The organism is Stenotrophomonas maltophilia group sp. Smal17, assembly GCF_030237045.1.
Classification (GTDB): domain Bacteria; phylum Pseudomonadota; class Gammaproteobacteria; order Xanthomonadales; family Xanthomonadaceae; genus Stenotrophomonas; species Stenotrophomonas forensis.
In genome coordinates this window covers 30,352-53,231 of record NZ_JASJSU010000002.1, presented here as the reverse complement: position 1 = coordinate 53,231, position 22,880 = coordinate 30,352, and the positions used below count along the sequence as shown (strand labels likewise).

Genomic DNA, 22,880 nt, shown 5'->3' with positions numbered 1-22,880 from the left:
GCCGACGTTCGCTTCACCCTCCATTGCGTAACCTGCACGCCACAGCACGTCATGCCTCACGGTGAGGCATGACGCGCACCAAGGCTGGAATCGAGTGCTTTCACTCGCAGAACAGGAGGCAGGACGCGACCGTGAAGGCAGTTCCCATCATCATCGCCGCAGCACTGGCCGCGCCCTCGCTTGATGCACGCGCGGCCAGCGAAGACCGCAACACAGCGCCTCATTTCGATCTCGGTGGCGCCGTTCGATTCAACTATGGTTGGCTCGATTACGGGCCCACCAGCCGCCTGCAGCTGGAGCTGCTTCGCGCCGACATCGACGCCGGCAGCGGGCCTTTCTCCTTCTCCGCGCAGTACCGCTGGTACGACGGCTTCGATGCAGTCCATCATGCCTACGCGGGATGGCAGTTCACCGACGCCACGCAGCTGAAGGCCGGCATCCAGCAGGTGCCGTTCGGGCTGCTGCCCACGGTCTCGCAGAGTTTCTGGTTCGGGTCCGGCTACTACCTGGGCATCGAGGACGACTACGACCCGGGCGTGGTGGTGATCCACCAGGCCGGCAATACCACCTGGCACCTCGGCTGGTTCTCGGGTGACGAGTACGGAACCGGGGCGCGCTACGACCGCTATTCCTTCGATGTGGCACAGACCGATGCGTTGCCGTATCGCGAACGGCAGCGGTTCAATGTGCGCGTCGAGCAATCCCGCGACTGGGCCGGCGGCGAGCTGCTGGTTGGCGCATCGGCCTTCGCAGGCAAGGTGCAGAACACCCGCAGCCGCCGCCATCACGACCACCAGGCCGCCGCCGTGCATGCGCAGTGGAAGCGCGATGGCTGGACTACCCAATTGCAATGGGCGCGCTACCGCTACAGCGTGCCCGGCGAACGCATTGCGCTGTCGGCGTTCCAGGCCCCGTTTGAAATCGCGGCCGAGGCCGATGTGCCCAGTGCGAACGTCGCCTATTCCTTTGGCCAGCGCGGCTGGCTGGACGATGTGACCTGCTACAACAACCTCAGCATGACGCGCCCGGTGGGGCACAGCAGCGGGGTGCGCGACTCCTGGCAGAACGTCACCGGCTGCAGCCTGCAGAAGGGCGTGATGCTCACCTATGTCGACTGGATTGCCGGCCGCAACATGTGGTTTGCCGGCGGCGATGGCATCGGCATCAACAACGGCGGACCTTCGCGCTGGCATTCGCGGCTGAACCTCAATATCGGGTTCTATTTCTGAAAGCTGCCGCGCCGCCGTAGCCAGTGCCCCTGTAGAGTCGAGCCATGCTCGACTACGGCATGCCACATCGCACCCCATCAGGCACCTCGCCAGCCAACATCTGCAACGCCCGATCCATCAGAACAGGCTCCGGCACGCCCGCCAGCACTTGCTCCAGATAGTCCACGGGTTGCAACTGCCATTGAAGCAGCGCACGCAACGGCAGAACGGCGGGCGCCCGCTGATTCGCATCCAGTGAGACCTGCAACAGCACATGCTGCGGCCGCTTCTCCAGCCACAACACCGGCACGCCCCTGCAATGAATCTGGAAAGAGGCGTCTTCATGCCGTTCCACAAACTGGAAACCGTGCCCTGGCCGAACTTCCACGAACTGGATCGCTTGCCGGCGCAGCTGTGAGAAGTGATCGTTGGAGATACGGTGAAACGCGATAGGCGAGGGGACGGGTGGCTCAAACCGCTGCGCCCCTGCGGCAGTCACGGCCCCAACGCACAGGGCCGTGGCCGCCCAACTGCACCAGGCCACTCAACCCTCCGGGCGCACTCGCGTGCTGGCGTGCGCGGTGAGCCCCAGCCCGGCCATGATCAGCCCCTCCATGATGCGCGGGCCGACGTCTTGCTCCAGCTCGCCGTTCTCTCGGGCGCGCTGCGCGGCCAGCAGGATCTCCATCACCACGCGAAGGCCCGCCAGCGAGCAGTCGGTGTCGGCCAGGGCGATGCGCCGGCCCGGCATCAGGTGGCGCTCTGGCCAGGGCTGGCCATCGGACGTGGCGCCCGAACCGATGCTGTGCAGCAGGGCAATGAGGGTGTTCCGGTCCAGTACGGGGCCGTTCGCGGGCTCCTCCTGGATCGGTTGCGGGGCAGGGGAGTAGCGCTTGGTCATGGCAGTGCTCCTTGCGGGCAGGCAGAAGCCGCCACCGATAAAGGTGGCGGACGGTGCGAGGTTCGAAACCCGGTCTACGCTAAACCGGCAGGCACGAGGCCTCCACGCACCGCCCGCCATAGCCGGCCGACGGATTGCCAGCCGGCACCACCTGACGGGTGATGCCGGCTGGCAAGCGTTTACTTCAGCGTAGAACCGGGGTTTCGAAGCCCGACCACCGGTACTCGGTGGCATGGAGAGGAATACGCCCGGTTGTGCGCGATGCCAATGCAGTAAGGCCGATCCCGTCACCACATTCAACATTTTCAGAATCGTTGTATATGTCGCAAAGTGGCAGAAGCCTTGAGCTGCAAGGCTATTTGCCCAATCGTAGGCGCAATCCCGTGTGCTGTCGGCTTTCGCCAAGTTGAACCAAGAGCGAGGCGGATGCGACAAGCACGGCAAGACCACCAGCCGTCAGGAACCCTTCATTGCTGCCTTGGCCCGCTCAAGCCAAGCGGCATTGTGGGGGCGCGCATGGCGCGAGCAGTGCCGGGCCGAATAGCGGGGATGGGAAGGGTGGGATGAGCTAGCAGGCGCTCTGGCGTGAGCGGATGGCGCGCCCCGCGGAATACATGGTTGCCAGTACGGGGAGTCCGATTCCAATACGGGGCATGTGTGCCGCCTCATCCGTGTGGGGGTTGGCATTAAAGTGGGCGAGGGCTGGCCGCCCGTGATGCGTCACATAAATTGGGGTCAAATCTGCAGAGTGCTCCGCTACGCACCGCTTGTTTCAGTGGTGGAGAACTTGCTGTCTAGGTACTGAAAGACGGTCCTTGCAGCATTGATGGCAAGGATGGCTTCATCTCTATCTAACAGAGCATCATTCGCATGAGCCAAGCTGCCATGGTTTCGAGCCGGATTAAGGCAGTCGATTACATTGCTCAGCGACCTAAGAACATTGTTCATCGCGTCAGATTGGCACCCTAAGTCACGTAGGCCGGGGTGCTCTGTCCGAAGAAGCTTGAACAAGTTGGTGATTGTGGCGTTCGGAGCCACTTCGATGCCTTGGGTCTGACAGATGGCCTTAAGATATGCGTGAAGTGCGGTGTGGATTCGATCCACTGCGTGAGTTGGCCCCGCACTTTGAATAAGCGTATTGACGTCAGCCAGGGCGCGCTTCAGGACGTTGCTGGTGATAGCTGGACTGCTAGCCTGAACAGAAAGCCCATCCGCACAGCGCTTAGCCATCTGCAAAAGCTGTCGGTACGCTTGGGGGGTCCGAAAATGCTCTGTGCCTTGCGGGTACTTCCGCGCGATACCCCGGAGGATGGCCGCCTGCTGGAACGCTTCAGTGCCCGAAAGCACCGAAATGAAGCGCTCCCGAATGGTGCTGCCGGCGAACTGATCTACTTCAATGTCCAAGTCGCAGAACGCGGGGTAGAACTCCCGATGGGTTCGATGTGTGAAATCGCCAAGAAATCCACCTTCGACGCCCAGGTACTGATGGACAACCCAGTGAATCTCACTGCTTCGCAACTCGCCCACAGACCCCCCCAATCGGCTGGAACACGCGTTATATTGGGCGCATTATAGACACAGGCTTTCAGGGGGATGCTTGGAGACTTCGCTCAGGCAGACCCCATTCAGGGGATAGTCGATGGATCAGACGGCAGCGGCAAAGGCGAGCGAAGCATCTTCTTCGCTTCGAGGGACGGGCAGCTTAAGGGATAAGGTCGAGAAGGCTCGCTTGGAGCTTTTGGACTTGTCCACCCGAAATCGACTACTGCATACCCCGCGCGGTGGCCGAGCCAAGACTGTCGAGGTCGTTCATGAGTTGGCTAAGGCGATGTACCAGACCTTGGTCATTGATGGTAAGCGATTCACCTTTGTGGCGGGCAAAGAAGACCCAAAGCAAGGCAGCCCACTACTTGATCTTGAAGATGAGGAAGAGATAGTCCTGCTCGACGAGGTGCCGGAAGATCTGGAACTCATCGCGCAGCCAGACTTCGAGCTGGATGAAAACGGACGCGTCAAAGCGCACTGGGATGCCCAACTAACTACCCGTCTGACGCCAACCGGATTGCAGAAGCGTCTGCTGGATCTCTACACCGATGCTCGCACTCTTCAAGAAGAGCAGGGCGTCAACGTTCTCTATCTGGCGGCTGGCTATCTACGCTGGCGTGCCACTTCTACCCCGCAAACCGATCGCTTCGCTCCATTAGTGTTGATCCCCGTTCAACTGGAGCGAAGCACAGCGGGAGAGAAATTCCACCTCAAGTGGACCGGCGACGAGATCCAAGCCAATTTGTCGCTGCAACTATTCTTGCAGCGCGAGTTCGGACTCCGCCTACCCAACATCGACGAGTTCGAGACGTTGGATATTGAGGCCTATATGGCTTCGGTTGAAGCGATGTTGGACGGAAAAGAGACTTGGGGCGTACTTCGCGATGACGCCATTCTTGGCCTGTTCTCGTTTGCCAAGTTCATGATGTATCGAGATCTCGACCCACAAAGCTGGGAAGGGATTGGCGGGATGGAGGCTATTCCGATGCTTCGCGGCGTCATGCAGGATGGCTTTCCTGGCGCAAGCCTGACCGATGAGTCCAGTGATCTCGACCGCATCGTGCCACCCAGCAAAATGCGTCATGTCGTTGACTGCGATTCATCGCAAGCCCTCGTTGTGCACGATGTACTCCAAGGTAGCAGCATCTTGGTTCAGGGGCCGCCCGGCACGGGAAAATCCCAGACCATCGCCAACATCATTTCCGCTGCAGTAGCTGAGGGAAAGCGCGTTCTATTTGTGGCTGAAAAGATGGCTGCGCTTGAAGTCGTGAAGCGCCGCTTGGACCACGTAGGTGTCGGTGTGGCTTGTTTGGAGCTTCATAGCAACAAGGCCAACAAGCGTTCTCTCCTAGAAGAGCTCCGGCAAACGTTGAGCCTCGGCGACCCTAAACGAAACAGCACTGCGCCTATCATCGAGCAGCTCACGGAGCGGCGGGATACCCTCAATGCCCATGCGGAGCGTCTTCATCAGCCGCATGCGCCCTCGGCACTAACTGCATATCAAGTATTTGGACAGCTAGTTCGCTAGCGACGCCAAGGCTATACGACACAGAGCTTAACCTTGGAAGCGCCAACCACCTGGGCGCCGCATGAGAAAGACGCTCGCGACGCAGTGCTTCGCGAGCTGATCGAGCGTATTGAAGAGATCGGCGTGCCGAATGAGCACGCCTGGAGTGGCGTCCAGAACGATGGACTATTGCCGAACGAGCGCGACCGATTCTTGAACTTGGTTGAAGACCTCTCTGGCCGATTAAGCGCTTGGGAGTCATCGGCTACCGAGCTTCATGCGACGCTGGAACTTCCTCCCCCCGCTCGTTTTTCCGACGCCAATCTAGCTGTCCAGCGGATCAAAGCGCTGCTTGAAGCACCCAACATCGGCTCGGACGCTCTTAAAAGCCCTGTCTGGGAGGACCAAGGGCGTGCGGCGGCTGCTATTAACGCGCTAGAAAGCGCCCAGAAAGCTAAGGCGGCGATTAAGGCGAAGATTAATGTGGAGGCATTGGCGGATAGTTGGGAAGCCACCAAGGTCACGCTGAACGCCTTGCCAAGTAACTTCTTCCTGGCAAAGGAGCTTGTAACGCTGGCAGCTGCACACGGTGCCACGACCCGGGTTCTTCCTGACTTGAAACGGTTGACGCAACTTCTCGCTGAGGAGTCAACGCTGACGCTGGAACTATCCCTTCGACTAGTCGCCATTGCTGAGCGTGCAACAAGCATCCCGGAACTTGACAGGGACGCCTTGGTGGCTCACATATGGGAGCGGGGCGTTGATGCAGTCGAGGAAATCTTGGCAGCCGTTGAAACGGTTCAGCAAGCCAAATCAAACCTATCCTCGACCTTTCGCGACACAGCTTGGAGCAAAGACAGCACGGAGCTTGAGGCGGCGCGCGCGCAACTTGCCATGCGCGGAACTGGCTTGTTCCGTTTTCTCAGCGGTGACTGGCGTCGCGCCAATCGGACAGTTCGCACACTGCTAACGAATCCTAAGCTCCCGGCTCCAGATATGCTTGTGGCACTCGATGTGCTGCTAGACGCTAGGAACGCTCAGAAGAGTATCCTTGAGCATGATGCTCAAGGACGAGAGGCATTTGGATCCAATTGGCAGCGCGAGCGCTCCAATTCATCGTTCCTGCGGGGAGTTGTGGCCTGGATGCGCACGCTACGCCCCTTGGGGAGCGGAGTGCGCGAACGATTGGCCAACATTGGCGACCGGCAACTGGCAACCGAAATTGCCATGCGAGTGAAGCCTGTCTTAGAGGAACTGACTCGTAGCCTTTCACCGGTGCACGAAGCACTACTTGCTGCAGAGTGCAATCCATGGGGAGGTGAGACCTCCCTGAAACGCGTGGCCCTGTCGGAAGTGATGGACAAATCCGCTGTTTGGCAAGCGGCAATGGAGCAGGCTGCGCTCCTCGTCAACGCGACGGAAATCACGATTGAGCAGGCTCTCGCTGTGATTGAGGAGATTCAGCTATCGCAAGCCGCTACTGTCGCTTACGAAACTTTGGCTGACGACGGAGCCTCGGCCTTTGGGCCATTGTGGTTAGCGCTTGATAGCGGACCCAGTGAGCTTCGTCAGGTCGTGGCCTGGATTGAGCGCAGCCCAGAGCTTCGCCTCTTGGCAGCCGGCATTGAGGATCCCCAGTCAGTGCTCGACCAGGCTCAGCGAAGATTATCGTCTGCCGGCGTCTTGATAGGGGAGGTCACAGATCTCTTGGTTGGCTTGCGATTTGACGGCAATGCAGAAATTACCCGCGATCCGAGCCATGCTTCTTTGGATGCACTCAAAGCTCAACTGCGAAGGTGGCAAGCTGACCCAGAAGGGCTTCGGGCCTGGGTGGCATATTTGGCCATTGCCAATGATGCCGAGCGCAAGGGGCTTGGCAGCTTGGTCGGTGCGATTGCCAAGGGCGACTTAGCAGCTTCTGATGCATGGGGCGTTTTTGAACTTTCTTACTATGAAGCCGTACTTCAGGCGCTAGTGCAGCGAGACCCTGCGATCGCAAGCTTTGACGGACAGCGCCAATCTCAGGTGGTGGCAAGCTTTGCGAGCCTTGATCAGGAGCGCATGCTACTGGCTCGGTATGAGGTGATCAAAGCACATCACAGTAAAATCCCGCGTCAAGGTGGCGCCACCGGACCGACTGCCATCTTGATTGGAGAAATGGCTAGAAAGAAGGGTCATCTACCAATCCGGCAGCTGATGCAACGCTGCGCCCCAGCGATCCAAGCGCTTAAACCCGTCTTCATGATGAGTCCGCTATCGGTGGCACAATTTTTGCCGGCAGGCGCCTTGGACTTTGACATGCTCGTCATCGACGAAGCCAGCCAAGTCCAGCCGATCGATGCTCTAGGTGCGATTGCGCGCGCGAAGCAATTGGTGATCGTCGGTGACGAACGCCAATTGCCGCCCACACGCTTTTTCTCCAAGGCGCTTGGCGATGAAGGAGATCGAGACGACGACGAGGGTGGAGCGCAGGCATCAGATGTTGAGAGCATCTTGGGCCTTTGCCGCGCGCGAGGTTTGCCTGAGCGTATGCTCAGGTGGCACTACCGAAGTCGTCATCAGTCACTAATCGCCGTTTCCAATCAGCAGTTTTACGATGGCAAGCTTTTCATCGTTCCAAGCCCCTACACCAGTGAGGCAGGTGTTGGCTTGCGGATGCACCATCTGCCAGAAGCCATCTATGACCGGGGCAATACGCGCGCGAACCCAAAGGAGGCTAAGGCCGTAGCTCTCGCGGTGCTGGCGCATGCGCAGAACACGCCTCAACTCACGCTCGGCGTGGCAACCTTCTCCACGGCGCAGCGCCGCGCCATTTTCGACGAGCTCGAGCTGTTGCGCCGCCAGCACCCGGAAACTGAGGGGTTCTTTGCTGATCATCCAGCCGAACCCTTCTTCGTGAAGAGCTTGGAGAACATTCAAGGGGACGAGCGTGACGTCATCCTCATCTCAGTCGGCTATGGGCGCGATACCCAAGGCCACATGACGATGAATTTTGGGCCCGTAAGCAATGATGGTGGCGAGCGACGTTTGAATGTACTTATCAGTCGCGCCAAGTCGCGCTGCGAAGTCTTTACATCAATTACCGATGAGGATATTGATACAGACAGGGCGAAGGGTAAGGGTACCTATGCCTTAAAGCTCTTCTTGAACTACGCAAGGACAGGCCGCCTCACGTTGACCAATGTGACGCGCGACGCCAAGCAAAGCGTGTTTGAGCAGGAGGTTGCTCAAGCACTTCGTGCACGAGGCTACAGCTTGCACACGGATGTTGGCTTGGCCGGATTCTTCGTCGATATCGCGGTTGCCAACCCGAACGAACCGGGGCGATACGTTCTTGGCATTGAGTGCGACGGACAGTCTTACCGAGATGCCAAGAGCGCTCGGGATCGGGATCGCCTGCGAGAGAGCGTGCTGCGTGACAAGGGGTGGCAGGTCTACCGCATCTGGAGTTCGGATTGGTTCCATCGACCCGACGCTGAGCTCGAGAAACTCGTCACGGCCATTGAACGCGCGATGGCCGATTCGCTCAACTTGGAGCTAGATCCCAAGTGTTCCCACCGTGCGGTGCCCGTTGATGTTCTGACCGTTGAACGCGGTGAATTAGCCGAAATTGGGCTCGTTCAGGCACAGAATCCGTCAGGCATCGAGAACTACGTAGAAGCCAACTTCGCCGTGCCGAGCAGTCAGTGGGAACTGCACCTGGTTCCAATCGGACAACTGGCGAATATTGTTTGCCAGATTGTTGAGGTGGAAGGCCCAATTCATCGGAGCGAGATTGTCACGCGCGCTCGAGGGCTTTGGGGCTTGCAGCGCGCTGGTTCTCGCATACAGCAAGCGATAGAGAGTTCGATCGCTGCAGCGCTGTCGCTAGGCGCGATTCAGATCGTTGATCAGGACTTCTTGGTCATTCCGGGTAACGCTGTCCAAGTGCGAGATCGCTCGATGGTCGAGTCGTTAACTCTGCGTCGGCCTGAATTCCTACCCCCTTCCGAGATAGATTCGGCTTTGATCAAGGTTGCGAATGATAATCTCGGCGCGACGCCTGAGGAGCTGGTGACGACTGTCTCGCGCCGACTTGGCTACAAGAGCACAAGCCCTCAGCTTCGTCGGATCATTCTTGATCGCTGCGAGGCATTAGTAGGGGCAGGGCGATTGAAGGAGAAAGCCGATCTACTGGTGACTGCATGATCTTTGGCTTTCACTTAATATTGAGCACCGCACGTCGGTTAGTCAGTCGCGTGAGTGCCGTCAGCGACCTCTGAATTCAGGAGCCTTCAGCGGTGCGCACTCCGCAACCAGCCCGCGCACCACCCGCCATCGCGGGCAGACGGATTGCCAGTCGGCACCAAATAAATGGTGCCGGACGACAAGTGCAAACTACAGGCGTGCTTCTGGGATTTCGATCCACAACCACCGGCTCATCTCTGTGGCACCACAAGGGAAACATCGGAATGATGTCCCATGGATGTCGATTCGTGCGACTGCCGTTTGCCCCAGGACAGACAAATAAACCCATATGAACAACAAGAGCGCGGCGATCGTCAGCTTCATGTCCAACTTGATGCCACTCTATTTCGGCGAGCGCGATAGAAACTCCTGGTGTGCGCGAGATCTACGGGACGGCACACTTATCATGCCTTTCAGCAAGGAAGAGGATATGGAGAACGAGGGATGGATTAGAGTCTGCTGGCAAGGTGATCCGCAAAGACAAACCGAGGTGTTGGGCCAGCAGATCGCAACGCTTGCACTTGAGCGCTATGTTCGACTGCATGGCATAGGAGTCGATGAAGAAGCGATTGCTGCCGAGCTCTATTTCCTCGCGCGACACTTCACTTTCAAAACCGGCTGCAGTATCTGTCTCCCTCAGCTGAAGGCGCCTCCGCACCCTGCTGTGCGGGTAGTTCAGCGGATGGGAGAGGGCGTTCTCATCAACTTGCTAAGCAAGCTAACGGGCGCCTGACGGCACCAGCAGGTGATTGAGTGCGTCCAATGCCATTCCGACGCAATGTTGCTGATCAGGGACCACTAGGTCATGTCGCCGCGTTCAACCTGATGGCCTTCGGCTGTGACCAGAGACGCCTACGTTAGGAAAGCGAATCCAGCCCAACGCCCGGTCAGGCCCAGTCAGGTCCAGTTGATGGAGCACGTATTCCTGTTACCTCGAAGTCTTTGCATTTCAACAGTCTACAGGGGCAGATCTCCCATCCCTAACAATCTGAATAGGCGGGCACCTAAGGGTATATGTGTTACTTCTCCGCTGGCTACAGGTATTTCTGTTACTAGTTCAGCGCGGAGTCTGACGGGGCTCGAGGATCGGTTGCGCCCCCAGCCATTCGGGAGTAGCGTCCAGAGCCTGTCAGCGACGTTCCCTGACGCTGCTCTCGACAGCGACTCAGAGTCATGTTGACCATGACGCACCACCGAGCCCGAATGCATCTCTGCAGGTGCCCAGACCGCTGCCCGCGCGGATAGGTCTATTTGGAGCGCACGAATGAGTGTCACGACCAAGGCCAGGCAACGCCGACTAGGTGTGCGGCAAGCTCGGACAAGCAACTCGGCAAACCTCTGGACGCTGCAGTCTCCTACAGCTGAGTGCCCGGTGACGCTGAGTGGTGACCTGAGGATGAAGCTTTTCTTTTACTGCGAAGGCGACGCAAGCGTACGTGACGCAGAGTATCGCGAGTCATTGATACAGGTACATCTAGACAGCGGCTCAATCTGCCTTGATGCGCTGACTACGCTGATGGATGGCTCTATTCAGGCGCGGATGATCGATGATGGATCGGACAGGGCTAGGCGAGATATCGAAACACTGAGCGCGGATTGTGTCTATTCAGTCTCCGCTTTCAGCACGCGCGAATTGGGTCAGGCGAAGATGAGGATCCGCAACTGGCAAGCGGCAATCTCTGCTTTTCACCGGTGCCGCGGCTCGGACCTTACTTCCCTGGCAGAGGAGGTTGAATCGGTAGTTCGGCGATGCGGCAAGGTGACCTTAGGAGAGGTCATACGAGCCCTTAACCAAGTGCACCCAGCGGTGGTGATAGGAGCTGCGGTTCTTGCGCTGCGCGCTAGATCCATTGGCTCGGATATGGATGCAAATCCATGGTCTGTGCACACAAGGTTGCTCAGGAGTGAACATGACCGCTCAAATTAAGTTCAACCGGAGAACACTTCCGGCAGATCTTGCCAACTATCATGAGTGGCCGCCCTGTGAAACCAGTCTGTTAGACTCAGGTGATCTGGCGCTATTTGAGCAAAGACGGAAAGCCCTGGTCGCATACTTAGGTGGCCTCCGAACTGCCGAGATTGCCTCGCAGTTCGGGATCGAGCGTACTGAGGTCCTGCGGTACCTCAATCGATGCGTCGCGGTCTTGGGCGATGGCCGCATTGCGGGTTGGGCAGGCCTCATCAAGGGATTTCGCACGCAAGCGCCAACGCGATTCAAGCCCGTAAGCGCGATGCCAAGCCAGTCATTCGGCGGATATACGGGCGCTCTGTCAGCATTGCTTGATTCGCAGCCCGATGTGCAGCTCGCCTTGGACAAATACCTCGCCACTGGCATCACTCCAGGCGGGGCGAAGCGAGGGCGTATCAGCTACAAGGAGGCACATCAGATCTTTCTTGAGCTCTGTCGTGGCACCGGCCTGGGCAAGAATGAATGGCCGTTCTGTGTCGGCCGGTATGGCAGAGAGGCAATCCGGGTATACGTGAAGCAATTCTTCACTGCGAACCACGAGAAGGTTGCATCTCTGCAGTACGGCGAAGAGTGCAGGCAGCGCTCAAGGAGGCCTGGCGGAAAATCCGAAGGGCCCATTGCCCTGGCCCCATTTGAGATAGTAGAGGCTGACGAGCATACGGCCGACATCATCTTTGCCGTGGGCGTGAGTACTCCAAAGGGAGTCAAGTACGTTCCCAGCCGTCGTATGACGCTTATCGTCATCGCTGATAGGTTCACCAACTTCATTCTGGGCTGGGACATCGTTGTCCGCCGGACAATTTCTAGCTCCGACTTCCTCAGGTGCATCGATCATGCGTCCGCTGGACAGTGTCTCTCGAACGAACTGCAACGTGCACTTGAAGCCACTCTCTCAATAGAGGCCGACGCTCCAGAATTGCGCCTTGGATTTGGCAGCCTCTTTGTCGACAACGCGCTCGCGCACCTATCAGACACGGTAGCCGACAGGGTCAGGGCGGAGACTGGCGCTGCAATCTCCTTCGGGGCGATTAGGCGACCGAAACGCCGATCGCTTGTCGAGCGGGTGTTTGGTTGGATGGCATGGAATGTTTTTCATCAGTCACCATCGACCACGGGAAACAGCCCGACGGACACCAGGCGCAACCAGCCGGAACGTCAAGCGGTCAGGCATCAGGTGACCCTTGAAAAGCTGATGGAAGAAACGTCCAAGGCCGTTGCCCGCTGGAACTCAACGCCTACAGAAGCCAATTACGGCAGCAGTCCCACTGACCAAATACTTGAGTACTACTCACCTGGTTCCGGGTGTCTGGCTCCACTAGGCCCCCCTCGTCCCACCCTGACACCTCCGCTTCGAGTGGAGGTGGCTCCCGCTCCCGTTCGCGGGTCTCAGAAGAAAGGCAGACTCCCTCGCGTTAGCTACGCAAGCGTGGAGTACGGCTCGCCGATTCTGGCCACGCGCTGGGATCTGATCGGGCAGTCGGTCACGCTCCATGCAGATCCCTACGACATCTCCCACGTTCAAGCATACACACGCGATGGAAGGGAGCTTGGTGAGCTCGTACCAGTGAGTTCGCGGTGGCAGCATGAGCACTCCCTGGAGATCCGAAGACTGCTCAGATCCAAGATCGAAGGCACTCGGGACGAGCCCATTGGCGACATCGTTGGCTCGGAGCTTCAAGCACTGGCTCAGAAAGCCTTGGATGCTTGCGCAAGAGCCCCACGAACCACGCACGCTGCAACTGTCCTGGCCGAGGAGGGGAGGAAGGGGTACGCGCCGGAGATGTCATCTAGAAGCGCAGGGAAGCGTATCGATACGCAGACACTGGCATCCCGTGTTCGCAAGTCTAGAAACATTGACTTTTCCATCATCGGAAAATGATGAGGTCGACAATGGAGATCCACGAGAGCATTGCCGCAATCCAAGCGACCTACCCATCTTTACGGGACCGGCATCCATTGCTCATGGCGTCGGCCGTACTTCCCACCGCCCCAATCAAAGAGGCGGCCCGCCTGGTCTTTGACCGGGCACAGCGATTTCGCTCCTCAATCGCGTTCTGGGCGCATCCCTTGTGCGGGAAGTCTTCATGCATCTACGCGCTGCAGATGCTGGCGCCTGTCCAGTACCCAGGATCGGCGTTCGTTATCTATGAGCCCTCTTCAAAGGACGTGGCGGCGGAAGGCGCATTGATCGAAGACCTTCTCTCCGTGATCGACTACGAGCCCCGCGTACTTCGCTCCCTTGCAGGAAAGCGCGACCAACTGATGCGGGCTCTCTATGCACTCTCAGTTGCCGGAAGGCACCTCTTCCTGGTGGTTGACGAAGCGCAGAACTTGCACGCCAAGGATCTAGGCTGGTTGAAGCGTATAGTCAACTGGCTAAACACGCATGAGGTCAAAGTAACGGTTGTCCTGTTCGGTCAAAGCCAGCTTTGCACGATGCACCAACAGTTCATGGCCGAGATGCCAGATCTGACCATTAGGTTCATGGCGGAGCTGGTTGAGTTCAGAAGCCTGCAAGATCCGGCCGACCTGCGCGTCGTTCTCAAGTCGTGTGACGATGAGACCGAGTACCCTCGCGGTTCAGGCTGGTCGTATACGCAGTACCTGTGGCCAAACGCCCATGCCGCTGGGTTTCGCTTAGCCAATTGCGCTACAGATCTGTACGACGCATTTCGGTCTCAGTCTGAGGGTGCGGTTGATCGCGAGGGCGTCAGCATGCAGTGGGTAGCCGAAGCACTGATGTTGGTCGGCCAGGACGGGGAAGAAAGTGATACTGAAGGGATGACGATTCCGCAGGAAGTCTGGGAGCGAGCGATCCTTGATTCCGGCTACCGGTCTAGGACCCCTGCAGCGCTGGCCGCGACAGCGATGGGGAGGCGTCGCACACAGAGGTCGCCATGATCGCATGGAGCCGAAGCCTGATCGATGCCTACTGTTCGTCTTGGACCATCATCCAAACATTGGAGTGGTTCAACTGCATTGAGCTGAAGTGGATGCCAGTGCGCCGAGACTGGCGAGTGGCGCTCGCGAGATCGATAGCACATCTCGCAGAACGCGACGCAAACGACGGTGAACTCGTCGATGAGGCAGAGCAGCTTGTTGCTGTTCAGTCAGCTCTGACTAAAAGGTGCCGATGGTTGAAAGATGAAGAACTTCGTTACTGCCCAGCCTGCGTTCAATCTGGGCGCCACTATCAGTACCAACAGGATAAAAGATTTGTGCGTTGCGTCCTGCATCTCGCGCGCTTGCAGACGGGCTGTCCTCACTGTTCAGTGGCACTGGACACAAAAGGATCTCTAGTGCATGGATTCACATGCGATGCCTGTGGCGAGACACTGCTGAAGTATCCTATACCGGGATCCTTGAAGACCAGCGCGAGTGTCTCCTATGCGCGCACACTCGATGAACTGCATCAATGGCTAAAAGATGCCAACGCATCACTCCTCAGATACCAACGAGCATGCAGCGGGCACACATCGATATGCTGGGACGGCGATCAAGCCGATAGCCATGCTGGCACGTATTGGTACGCACTCATTCAACTCCCGAAGTCCATAGTGCGGAACGCGCTGGCACCGACGCCTGCCTCCTTCAGGGCGTTTCGGGCAACCCCTCTAGTGCAGGCACTTCCAGCTAATGACGGTAAAGCGGCGATCAAGCCCTACCAAGACCTGCTCAGATGCGTCGCACGTCAGATAAGGCGCACCTATCTTAAGGGACACTCTCGCTGCCGCATTCATGCAATGAGGTCTATGGGCGGGGGGCGCGCCCGGATCAACTCCTGGTCTCCCGTTACACTCAAACCGCATTTGTGCTGCGCTGGACAGGCGTACGCACTATGGCTGCTCCAGCGGCGCGAAGAGCTGCTAGTTGTCTCCCAAGCAGTGGTAATGAAGGTGTATCCAGGCTCTGAGAATCCTATGCGGCTGCCCGACCTCCACGCGGCGGCAGCTAGTTTCATCAGCTCTTTTGAGGCATGGGTGGCAAATCTTGCACGGATACAGTCGCGGGTTCATCGCTCCAACCGACAGCCTATGCTGTGCGACCCTTTCAGTTACTCCTCACACTGGGCACTGCATCAGCCCGGTGCGACCTGGAGCTGCCCCACACACCTGCGTCTGGGCCACTGGGAAGATCTTGGCCTCTGCGATAAGGGGCTCGTTCAAAAGGAAGATCACGAACTGGTCATAGCCATGGGGCAAGACAGGCGGCGGAGTCTTGCCAGGCTCGCTAAGCCACGGCGACGCCGCGGTCCCGCTACCCCCGACATCCCGCTTTGAAAGTGCTGCGCAACCCATAACCCGAATAATGAACCGCTACCTTGACGGACGCTGCTTCTGCACGGCATTACGACAACGTCGAGAGACTGTCAGGATGGAAGAAGCACCAAACTCGGACATGGCGCTCAACTCTGTCGTAGGCCAGGGCATGCAGGGTAACCCGCGGCAGCAACGGACGCTCGGCCGACATCGCGCACTGTCCAATCTGAATGGCCCGACGTCACCCGATGGCACAGATGATCGACCGCAGCGTCCCTGGTTCCATCTGTTGCTTGTCTCATCGATAAGCGTGCGTTATCGGGGGAAGGCAGGCGCCCGTCCCTTAGTCGAGAGCGTACGCCAGACAGCGAAAGGAATCGGATCAGATAGGTGGGCGCGAAGGCGGCACGACCCTATGTCGATCGGCAGGGCAGTTGGGAACCAGAGGAGTCTTCAAGGGGGTTGCTCCCCCCGACTGGTGTAATGAAAGCAAGTGCGCTCTCCACACTCTAGATACGGTGTACTCACGGCTGCCGACAATGGCGCACGACACACTACTGGCTCCATCCAACTCAGGAGGTGCCACATGGCCACCTGTGATGTCTGCGGCAACAATTACGACAAGAGCTTCACCCTGCAGCAGGGCGGACGCAGCGGAACGTTCGATTCGTTCGAGTGCGCGATCCATGCATTCGCGCCGCGCTGCGCACATTGCGACTGCGCAGTTATCGGGCATGGTGTTGAAGGAAAGGGCCAGATCTTTTGCTGTGCACATTGCGCCGGTCATGCCGGTGTACAGGGTGTAGCGGACCGGGCCTGAGCTGCCTCCGTTCGATCTTGCCGATTACGCAGAGACCAGCGACGAAAGTCGAGAGACCCGGGCTGCGCCGGAGTCCGCCAGCACTGCCAGTGCACGCCGTTTCTGGGAGGGCATCGCCGCCACAGCTTCCAATGCAACCACAACCTCAAACTCCCTCGCGTTGGCGTCCAGCGCCGTGGCAAGGACACACGAGTCGGCCGTCATGCCAGTGAGCCAAAGACGGCGCACTCCCAGCTTGGCCAGCAGAATCGGCAAGGGACTGGCTAGGAACGCCGAGTGCTTGGGCTTGAGCACGAAATAGTGGCCGGGCCGGGGGGAAAGGGCTGTGGCAATTCGCGCAGCCGCCCCCCCGTCCCGCTGGCACTGCTCCACTTGCTGGCGGAAATCCCGCTTCCAGTCAGAAAAGTTGTCATTGGCATAGATGACTGGCCACTTCCGGTCATCGAAGTGATCCCTCAGGCGCCGAATCTGGCGGGCCGCCTTCTCTGCCGCTGGCGCCAGCTCGTCTGCACCCGGGAAGTCGAAGCGACTGAACATGTCGATGATCAGCAGGGCGGTAGAAGGGGGACGTACCATGCCTCAATCTCCTGTCTGGGCATGCGGCGCTTCGACCGGCTTGGACTGTGGCGAATCCTTCTGGCGCAGGAAGATGGTCAGCACAACCAGAGACAGCACGGCCAGAAACTCACTTTGCCAGTTCTGCATCGATTCGAACCAGAACGTGCTGCTGGCCAGGTGCTCGAGAAAGCCCGGCACTGGCAGGCCCTGCAGCTGCTGCTCGGCCTGTTCGGCGCGCCAGCTTCCCAATGCATGCAGCGTAAAGCTGGTCAGGAACAACAGGCCGAAGGCGATGGCAAGCGAATGGCCATAGATGATCTTCCATGCGCCACCACGCCTGACGGGCCAGGGCGTGGGCCCCGGCTCGACGCGATTCTGTTCCTGCGCAGGGTCCAAGGGCCGCGATTCGGCCGAACCGCGCTGGCGCAGGCTCACTGTCAGAAGAACATACATCCCCATCTGCAGGAATTCGCTCTCCCAGTTCTCGAATGTGGCGCTGACAAAATGCCCGGTCGCCAGGTAGTGCCAGAGATCGATCGGCGTGCGTCCGTGCTGCACCAGCTCCTGGTTGTGCACGTGATGTCCCGCAACTGCCTGCCCACCAATGAATACGACGGTGAGCACGAGCAGCACCAGCGAGAGACCGTTGCGTTTCCACATGCAACACCTCGTTCAGGCTGTTTCAATGGCCGTGATGAAGCTTGCGCCGCCAGCGGGCCATGAGCTGTGAATCCGGCGCATCCAGTATGTGAGGCGGACTCAACGCTTTCCTGTTGGATCGGGATCAGGACGCTCGTAGTCCTCGGGTACAGCCTTTGGGCCATCGCCATCGTCGGGCATGTCGTGCTCCTTCCATTTGGCTCGATCATTGCGCCGCTTGTCGGGCGTATGTGCCTTCGACTGATCATCCACGTCCGTGGTCGGATTGAAGGGAAGCTTGTCGGTCATGGGTCGCTCCTGCAGCAGGAGGTTGAAGCGTGCGACCCGTCCGGTTAACGCGGTGACGTCGCGAAATGAACACCATGCACACCGGGATGTCACCGCAGGGGGAGGGGGGTGTTGCGATGCTGGAACCCCCTCTTGCTGGAGAAGCACGATGCAGGCATTGACCTACCACGGCCGCAAGGATGTACGCGTCGAGACCGTGCCCGACCCGGTACTGGCGGCTGATGACGACCTGATCCTGCGTGTCACCGCCACCGCCATCTGCGGCTCGGACCTGCATCTGTACCGGGGCAAGATTCCCGATCTGCACGACGGCGATGTGCTGGGCCACGAATTCATGGGCGTCGTGGAAGAAGTCGGCAGCGGCGTTACCCAGGTCAAGCCGGGGGATCGGGTGGTGATTCCCTTCGTGATCGCCTGTGGTGAGTGCTTCCACTGTCGGCTGGCCGAGTATGCCGCCTGCGAAACCACCAATACCGGCAAGGGCGCCGCGCTGAATCAGAAGGGCCTTCTGCCGCCGGCCGCGCTGTTCGGATACAGCCATCTGTATGGCGGGGTTGCCGGTGGCCAGGCGGAGTTCGTACGCGTGCCCAAGGCGAATGTGGGCCCGCTACGTATTCCGGACGGCGTGGCCGACGAGCAGGTCCTGTTCCTGTCCGATATCCTCCCCACCGGCTACCAGGCCGCGCTGAACGCAGGGGTGAAGCCGGGCTCAACGGTGGCCATCTTCGGTGCGGGCCCGGTCGGGCTGATGAGCGCGGCCTGCTGCCGCCTGCTGGGGGCCGAGACCATCTTCATGATCGATCATCTTCGGTACCGCCTTGATTATGCGCGCCGCGCCTACGGGGTGACCCCCATTGATTTCAACGAGATCGAAGACCCGGCCGATTTCATCCTCGCCCAGACCAGTGGGCGGGGCGTCGACGCCTGCATCGAGGCGGTAGGCTTCGAGGCCGAGGGCAGTGCGCTGGAGTCAGCATTGACCGCCGTGAAACTGGAAGGCAGCAGCGGCGTGGCGATCCGGCAGTGCATCGCGGCAGCACGCCGCGGCGGGGTGATCAGCATCCCAGGCGTCTACGCCGGCTTCATCCATGGTTTCCTGCTGGGTGACGCGTTCGACAAGGGGCTGACGTTCAAGATGGGGCAGACCCATGTTCAGGGGCTGATGCCGGAACTGCTCGACGCAATCATTGAAGGAAAGCTGGACGCGGGCGACATCATCTCGCACAGGATGCGACTTGCCGATGCGGCGCAGGGCTACGCGATGTTTGACGCCAAGGACGACGACTGCCGCAAGATCGTATTGACACCCTGAGCATGCCGCCATGAGCGCGATCGTCATGGCATGTGTCTATGCGCTCTGGTTGGCCGCCGGTTGGCTCGACTTCCACTTGCACCGGCGTACCGACCTGCCGCACACCTCTGCGTTGCGGGAAAGCGCATTGCACGGGCTGCAGCTACTGCTGATTGGCAGTGGCGTGGTGGCATGGCTCCTGCTGGAGAATACTCGGTCACTCGTCGCGCTCCTGGCGCTTCTGGTCATCGCACACGCGATCGCCGGCTATTTCGACACCGTCAACGCGGACGGTCGCCGGCGTGTCAGTCCAGCGGAGCAGCACGTGCACAGCGTGCTCGATGCCGCGCCTTGGGTTCTGCTGGGCTGGGTTGGCTGGCACGCGCAGCCCCGGTGGTCGCTGAGGGTGGATCCTGCGGCGCTGGAGGCCTGGTGGCTCGTTCTGTTGCCGGCGCTGGTACTGGTGGTGCTGCCATGGCTGTGGGAATTGCGGCAATGCCTGCGCGTGAGGCAGCAACGGCGTGGGACAGGTGCGTGAGGATCACTGCGCAGGGCATTCATGTGCCCGCCACGCCTCCAAGACAGTGATGTGACCGCCTGCCGCCTAGGTTCATGACATGCCTTCATTGCAGAAGCCCTCATGCAGGATGTGACGCCGCCATCATCGTTGATCAACCGCGCCCGCCAGGTACTCGTCCAGCAGCCTGAACTGCCATTACCGGGATGCGGGCAGACACTGGATCGTTGGAGGGCGCTTGCGGCGTTGGGAGGTGAAGATCTCTGCCTGGCCAAGGTGCTGGAGGCGCACTACGACGCGCAGGCGATCATGGCCGAATTGAAGGCACCGTCGGCTGCTGAAGGCCAACTGTGGGCGGTGTGGGCCGCAGAGGGCCCGGCGAGCACACTTCGCATCGACGCCGAGGGCAGGCTGCGCGGGGACAAGCCCTGGTGTTCGGGCAGCGCCTGGGTAGACGCCGCGTTGGTCACGGTTCGCAGTGCTCAGGGGGTGTGGCTGTGCCAGGTCGCAGCGGAGCACTGGGGGACGCTGTCGGGTGAACCATGGCCCGCCGTAGGCATGGCCGGGATCCCGTCAACCACCGTGCGCTTTGATGCCGCGCCGATGGTGATACTGGGCGCGCGCGATGACTATCTGCAGCGACCTGGCTTCTGGCATGGAGGCGCGGGTATTGCGGCGGTCTGGTTTGGCGCAGCGGTCTCGTTGGCCGAGCGCATGCGATCCGCCTGCGCCGAGGGAAATCGCGCACGTCTACTGGGTGAAGTGGACCTCGCGTTGGCGCCGGCTGCGGCGCTGCTTCGCGAACAGGCGACACGCATCGATGCCGAGCCCGAATCGGCGCACCGCGAGGACGTGGTGCGGGTACGTTGCGTGGTCGAGCGTGCAGCTACGCGCGTGCTGGATCTGGCGGGTCGGGCCCTGGGCCCGGCCCCCATGTGCCTGGAAGACGCCCATGCCCACCGCTGCGCGGACCTGACCGTGTTCCTTCGCCAGAACCACGCCGACCGCGATTGGGAGTGGTTGGGTGGGCAGCGGGCGGCCCAGGAGGCGACATGGGCGCTGTAGTTAAAGCACCGCTGCAAGGCGAAGGAACCCAGGAGCAGGCATGGCTGCGCTGCAACTGGCTCTGGCAACAGCCGATCACACCGGCAAGCGCGCTGTGCACCGGGCATGACCGCCTGGTGGTGGTCGCGCCGCACCCGGACGACGAGATCCTCGGCTGTGGCGGACTGCTCCAACACGCAGTGGGGCAGGGCATGGAGGTGAGCGTCGTTGCAGTGACGGACGGCGAAGCATGCTATCCGGGCGAGCGGTGGTGGACGCCTGGGCGCTTGCGGTCGGCACGACGGGCGGAGCTTGCTGCGGCCCTTGGCGAACTCGGCATAGCGGCCGGTTCCATATTTCACCTGGGTATCGCCGACGGCGCGGTCAGCACGCACGAACAGGGCCTGGAAGGCTGGCTGCAACAGCATCTGCAGCCCCGCGACCTGGTCCTGGCGCCATGGCGGTTTGATGGCCACCCCGACCATGAAGCGGCAGGGCGAGCTGCCTGCCGCGCCGCCCGAGCGGTGGGGTGCCGTCGCCTGGAGTACCCGGTATGGGGATGGCACTGGCTGGATCCGGCCTGTGCACATATGGCGTGGGAAGTGCCCAGACTGGTCGACATTTCAGCAGTAGCGGCCGCGAAACGAAACGCGATCGCGCATTTCCGGACGCAGACGGGCGACGTGCCGGGCTTGAACAGCCCTCCAGTGCTGCCCGCGCATGTACTGACCCGATTCTTTCGAAACTACGAGGTATTCCTGGCATGAGCGCGCAACCGTACTTCGATGACCTGCATGAGCAGGAAGACCCGTTCGGCTACCGAAGCCGATGGTATGAAGAACGCAAGCGTGCACTGCTGCTGGCAAGCCTGAGCCAGCGTCATTTCACTCGCGGGTGGGAGCTGGGTTGTTCCAATGGCGTGCTGACCGAGACCCTGGCCGCCCGCTGCGAGCGCCTTCTGGCAACCGACATCAGCCCGCGTGCTGCGTTCCAGGCGCGCCGCAACCTGGCCCACCTGCCTCACGTGCAGGTCCACTGCGCCAGCCATCCCGAGCAATGGCCGCCGGGCCGCTTCGATCGTCTGCGGGGAAATGGGCTACTACCTGGGAGCCGGCGCACTGCGTGAGCTGCGCGCCGGTATCGGGGAAGCGCTCCGCGATGACGGGTTGCTGGTGGCCTGCCACTGGCTGCCCCCGTTCCCGGGGCGCGCGAGCCGCACCGAGGTCGTGCATCGATGCCTAGGTGAAGGCCTGCAGGAGGCCTTCCACTATCGCGACGCGGACTTCGTACTGCAGGGGTGGACGCGCGGCGCGATGTCGTTGGCCCGTCTGGAGGGCCTGCGGTGATAGGCGTGCTGGTTCCGGCCCACAACGAGGCAGCCAGCATGGAGCGGTGCCTGCAGTCGATCAGGAGGGCGGCACTGAATCCCGGGCTGGGCGGCGAAGCGGTGGAGGTGATTGTTGCGCTGGACGATTGTTCGGACGCCACGGAATCCATTTGCGCCCAGCAACGGGTTAATACGCTGCGGTTGGATGCACGCTGCGTCGGCATCGCCCGGGCCACGGCGGCCACCGAGCTGCTGGGCCGGGGTGCAAGATGGCTGGCGAGCACGGACGCGGACAGCGAGGTACCTCCTGAGTGGCTGGTCGCACAGCTTGAGGGACGCCGGGACGTCTTCTGCGGGCTGGTGGACATCGCAACTACCTGCAGTGCCGAGGAGCGCCTGCGCAAGGCGTTTCGGAGGCGGCAGCAATGGGGGGACGATCATGGGCGTATCCACGGTGCAAACCTAGGTGTTTCCGCCCAGGCTTATCTTGCCGCCGGGGGCTTTGCGCCACTGCACTGCGGGGAGGACGTCCAGCTGGTGAGGACATTGCAGCGTCTCGGCGCTGATGTGCGGTGGGCGGGTGCCCCGCTCGTCATGACCAGTGCCCGCTTGGCAGGACGCGCGACAGGGGGATTTTCAGCCTATCTGGCGGAGATTGGAGGGGCGGGCGTCGCTTCGGCCGCGGGCGAGCCGATCCTGTTGGCTTGAAAATCAGGCATTTCGGCGTGCCATGGCGGGAAATACCGAAAATACTGCGAA

General features: G+C 60.2%; 18 protein-coding genes and 1 pseudogene. 13 read left to right on the top strand and 6 right to left on the bottom strand.

What is annotated here, in order from left to right; translation table 11 throughout:
• Positions 1–131: 131 nt before the first annotated feature.
• The gene (locus QRO93_RS01510) at positions 132–1,229 is read left to right on the top strand and encodes a hypothetical protein (protein ID WP_053449770.1); all 1,098 of its coding nucleotides are present in this window, start codon (positions 132–134) and stop codon (positions 1,227–1,229) included.
• 52 nt (positions 1,230–1,281) lie between these two features.
• On the opposite strand, the gene QRO93_RS01505 is transcribed toward QRO93_RS01510, so the two are convergent.
• The 3 genes from QRO93_RS01505 to QRO93_RS01495 all read right to left on the bottom strand — a co-directional run bounded on the left by QRO93_RS01505 (position 1,282) and on the right by QRO93_RS01495 (position 3,636).
• Positions 1,282–1,752, bottom strand: a complete 471-nt coding sequence (locus QRO93_RS01505; protein ID WP_180878396.1) for a hypothetical protein — start codon at positions 1,750–1,752, stop codon at positions 1,282–1,284.
• Positions 1,753–2,109, bottom strand: a complete 357-nt coding sequence (locus QRO93_RS01500) for a hypothetical protein (RefSeq protein WP_180878395.1) — start codon at positions 2,107–2,109, stop codon at positions 1,753–1,755.
• 756 nt (positions 2,110–2,865) lie between these two features.
• Positions 2,866–3,636 carry an abortive infection family protein gene (locus QRO93_RS01495; RefSeq protein ID WP_180878394.1) on the bottom strand — a complete coding sequence of 257 codons (771 nt, stop codon included), beginning with the start codon at positions 3,634–3,636 and terminating at the stop codon, positions 2,866–2,868.
• A gap of 112 nt (positions 3,637–3,748) precedes the next feature.
• Between QRO93_RS01495 and QRO93_RS01490 the strand changes: the two genes are divergently transcribed.
• The 6 genes from QRO93_RS01490 to QRO93_RS01465 all read left to right on the top strand — a co-directional run bounded on the left by QRO93_RS01490 (position 3,749) and on the right by QRO93_RS01465 (position 16,436).
• Positions 3,749–5,182: a DUF4011 domain-containing protein gene (locus tag QRO93_RS01490; RefSeq protein ID WP_285303919.1), complete on the top strand. Its 1,434-nt coding sequence runs from the start codon at positions 3,749–3,751 to the stop codon at positions 5,180–5,182.
• A gap of 33 nt (positions 5,183–5,215) precedes the next feature.
• Positions 5,216–9,349 carry a DUF3320 domain-containing protein gene (locus QRO93_RS01485; RefSeq protein ID WP_285303918.1) on the top strand — a complete coding sequence of 1,378 codons (4,134 nt, stop codon included), beginning with the start codon at positions 5,216–5,218 and terminating at the stop codon, positions 9,347–9,349.
• Between the two features lie 328 nt (positions 9,350–9,677).
• Positions 9,678–10,121, top strand: coding sequence for a hypothetical protein (locus tag QRO93_RS01480; protein ID WP_180878392.1), 444 nt, complete (start codon positions 9,678–9,680; stop codon positions 10,119–10,121).
• A gap of 1,177 nt (positions 10,122–11,298) precedes the next feature.
• Positions 11,299–13,236 carry a Mu transposase C-terminal domain-containing protein gene (locus QRO93_RS01475; protein ID WP_180878391.1) on the top strand — a complete coding sequence of 646 codons (1,938 nt, stop codon included), beginning with the start codon at positions 11,299–11,301 and terminating at the stop codon, positions 13,234–13,236.
• Positions 13,237–13,247: 11 nt separating this feature from the next.
• Complete coding sequence (locus QRO93_RS01470; protein WP_180878390.1) at positions 13,248–14,258, top strand: ATP-binding protein; 1,011 nt, start codon at positions 13,248–13,250, stop codon at positions 14,256–14,258.
• A gap of 1,944 nt (positions 14,259–16,202) precedes the next feature.
• Positions 16,203–16,436 carry a hypothetical protein gene (locus QRO93_RS01465; RefSeq protein ID WP_049422290.1) on the top strand — a complete coding sequence of 78 codons (234 nt, stop codon included), beginning with the start codon at positions 16,203–16,205 and terminating at the stop codon, positions 16,434–16,436.
• 24 nt (positions 16,437–16,460) lie between these two features.
• Here QRO93_RS01465 and QRO93_RS01460 read toward each other — a convergent pair whose 3' ends face one another.
• The 3 genes from QRO93_RS01460 to QRO93_RS01450 form a co-directional block, all read right to left on the bottom strand.
• The gene (locus QRO93_RS01460; protein WP_180878389.1) at positions 16,461–17,012 is read right to left on the bottom strand and encodes a cysteine hydrolase family protein; all 552 of its coding nucleotides are present in this window, start codon (positions 17,010–17,012) and stop codon (positions 16,461–16,463) included.
• 3 nt (positions 17,013–17,015) lie between these two features.
• Positions 17,016–17,654 (bottom strand): DUF6766 family protein, encoded by a 639-nt coding sequence (locus QRO93_RS01455; protein WP_180878388.1) that lies wholly within the window; start codon positions 17,652–17,654, stop codon positions 17,016–17,018.
• A gap of 99 nt (positions 17,655–17,753) precedes the next feature.
• Positions 17,754–17,942, bottom strand: a complete 189-nt coding sequence (locus QRO93_RS01450) for a hypothetical protein (protein WP_081352294.1) — start codon at positions 17,940–17,942, stop codon at positions 17,754–17,756.
• 148 nt (positions 17,943–18,090) lie between these two features.
• Here QRO93_RS01450 and QRO93_RS01445 point away from each other — a divergent pair, with 148 nt between their 5' ends.
• The 6 genes and pseudogenes from QRO93_RS01445 to QRO93_RS01420 all read left to right on the top strand — a co-directional run bounded on the left by QRO93_RS01445 (position 18,091) and on the right by QRO93_RS01420 (position 22,829).
• Positions 18,091–19,254, top strand: a complete 1,164-nt coding sequence (locus tag QRO93_RS01445; protein WP_180878442.1) for a zinc-dependent alcohol dehydrogenase — start codon at positions 18,091–18,093, stop codon at positions 19,252–19,254.
• 10 nt (positions 19,255–19,264) lie between these two features.
• Positions 19,265–19,771, top strand: coding sequence for a hypothetical protein (locus QRO93_RS01440; RefSeq protein WP_180878387.1), 507 nt, complete (start codon positions 19,265–19,267; stop codon positions 19,769–19,771).
• Between the two features lie 102 nt (positions 19,772–19,873).
• Complete coding sequence (locus tag QRO93_RS01435; protein ID WP_180878386.1) at positions 19,874–20,815, top strand: acyl-CoA dehydrogenase; 942 nt, start codon at positions 19,874–19,876, stop codon at positions 20,813–20,815.
• A complete protein-coding gene (locus QRO93_RS01430; protein WP_180878385.1) occupies positions 20,803–21,561 on the top strand; it encodes a PIG-L deacetylase family protein in 759 nt (252 codons plus the stop codon). Before QRO93_RS01435 ends, QRO93_RS01430 begins: the two co-directional genes overlap by 13 nt.
• A pseudogene (locus tag QRO93_RS01425) lies at positions 21,558–22,140 on the top strand (SAM-dependent methyltransferase). Before QRO93_RS01430 ends, QRO93_RS01425 begins: the two are co-directional and overlap by 4 nt.
• Positions 22,137–22,829, top strand: coding sequence for a glycosyltransferase family 2 protein (locus tag QRO93_RS01420; RefSeq protein WP_180878384.1), 693 nt, complete (start codon positions 22,137–22,139; stop codon positions 22,827–22,829). Before QRO93_RS01425 ends, QRO93_RS01420 begins: the two are co-directional and overlap by 4 nt.
• Positions 22,830–22,880 lie beyond the last annotated feature (51 nt).

Coding starts and splice junctions, on each gene's coding strand:
- QRO93_RS01450 (WP_081352294.1), bottom strand. CDS start 17,942: ATGACCGACAAGCTTCCCTTCAATCCGACCACGGACGTGGATGATCAG.
- QRO93_RS01445 (WP_180878442.1), top strand. CDS start 18,091: ATGCAGGCATTGACCTACCACGGCCGCAAGGATGTACGCGTCGAGACC.
- QRO93_RS01490 (WP_285303919.1), top strand. CDS start 3,749: ATGGATCAGACGGCAGCGGCAAAGGCGAGCGAAGCATCTTCTTCGCTT.
- QRO93_RS01475 (WP_180878391.1), top strand. CDS start 11,299: ATGACCGCTCAAATTAAGTTCAACCGGAGAACACTTCCGGCAGATCTT.
- QRO93_RS01465 (WP_049422290.1), top strand. CDS start 16,203: ATGGCCACCTGTGATGTCTGCGGCAACAATTACGACAAGAGCTTCACC.
- QRO93_RS01500 (WP_180878395.1), bottom strand. CDS start 2,109: ATGACCAAGCGCTACTCCCCTGCCCCGCAACCGATCCAGGAGGAGCCC.
- QRO93_RS01460 (WP_180878389.1), bottom strand. CDS start 17,012: ATGGTACGTCCCCCTTCTACCGCCCTGCTGATCATCGACATGTTCAGT.
- QRO93_RS01455 (WP_180878388.1), bottom strand. CDS start 17,654: ATGTGGAAACGCAACGGTCTCTCGCTGGTGCTGCTCGTGCTCACCGTC.
- QRO93_RS01480 (WP_180878392.1), top strand. CDS start 9,678: ATGAACAACAAGAGCGCGGCGATCGTCAGCTTCATGTCCAACTTGATG.
- QRO93_RS01435 (WP_180878386.1), top strand. CDS start 19,874: ATGCAGGATGTGACGCCGCCATCATCGTTGATCAACCGCGCCCGCCAG.
- QRO93_RS01430 (WP_180878385.1), top strand. CDS start 20,803: ATGGGCGCTGTAGTTAAAGCACCGCTGCAAGGCGAAGGAACCCAGGAG.
- QRO93_RS01470 (WP_180878390.1), top strand. CDS start 13,248: ATGGAGATCCACGAGAGCATTGCCGCAATCCAAGCGACCTACCCATCT.
- QRO93_RS01440 (WP_180878387.1), top strand. CDS start 19,265: ATGAGCGCGATCGTCATGGCATGTGTCTATGCGCTCTGGTTGGCCGCC.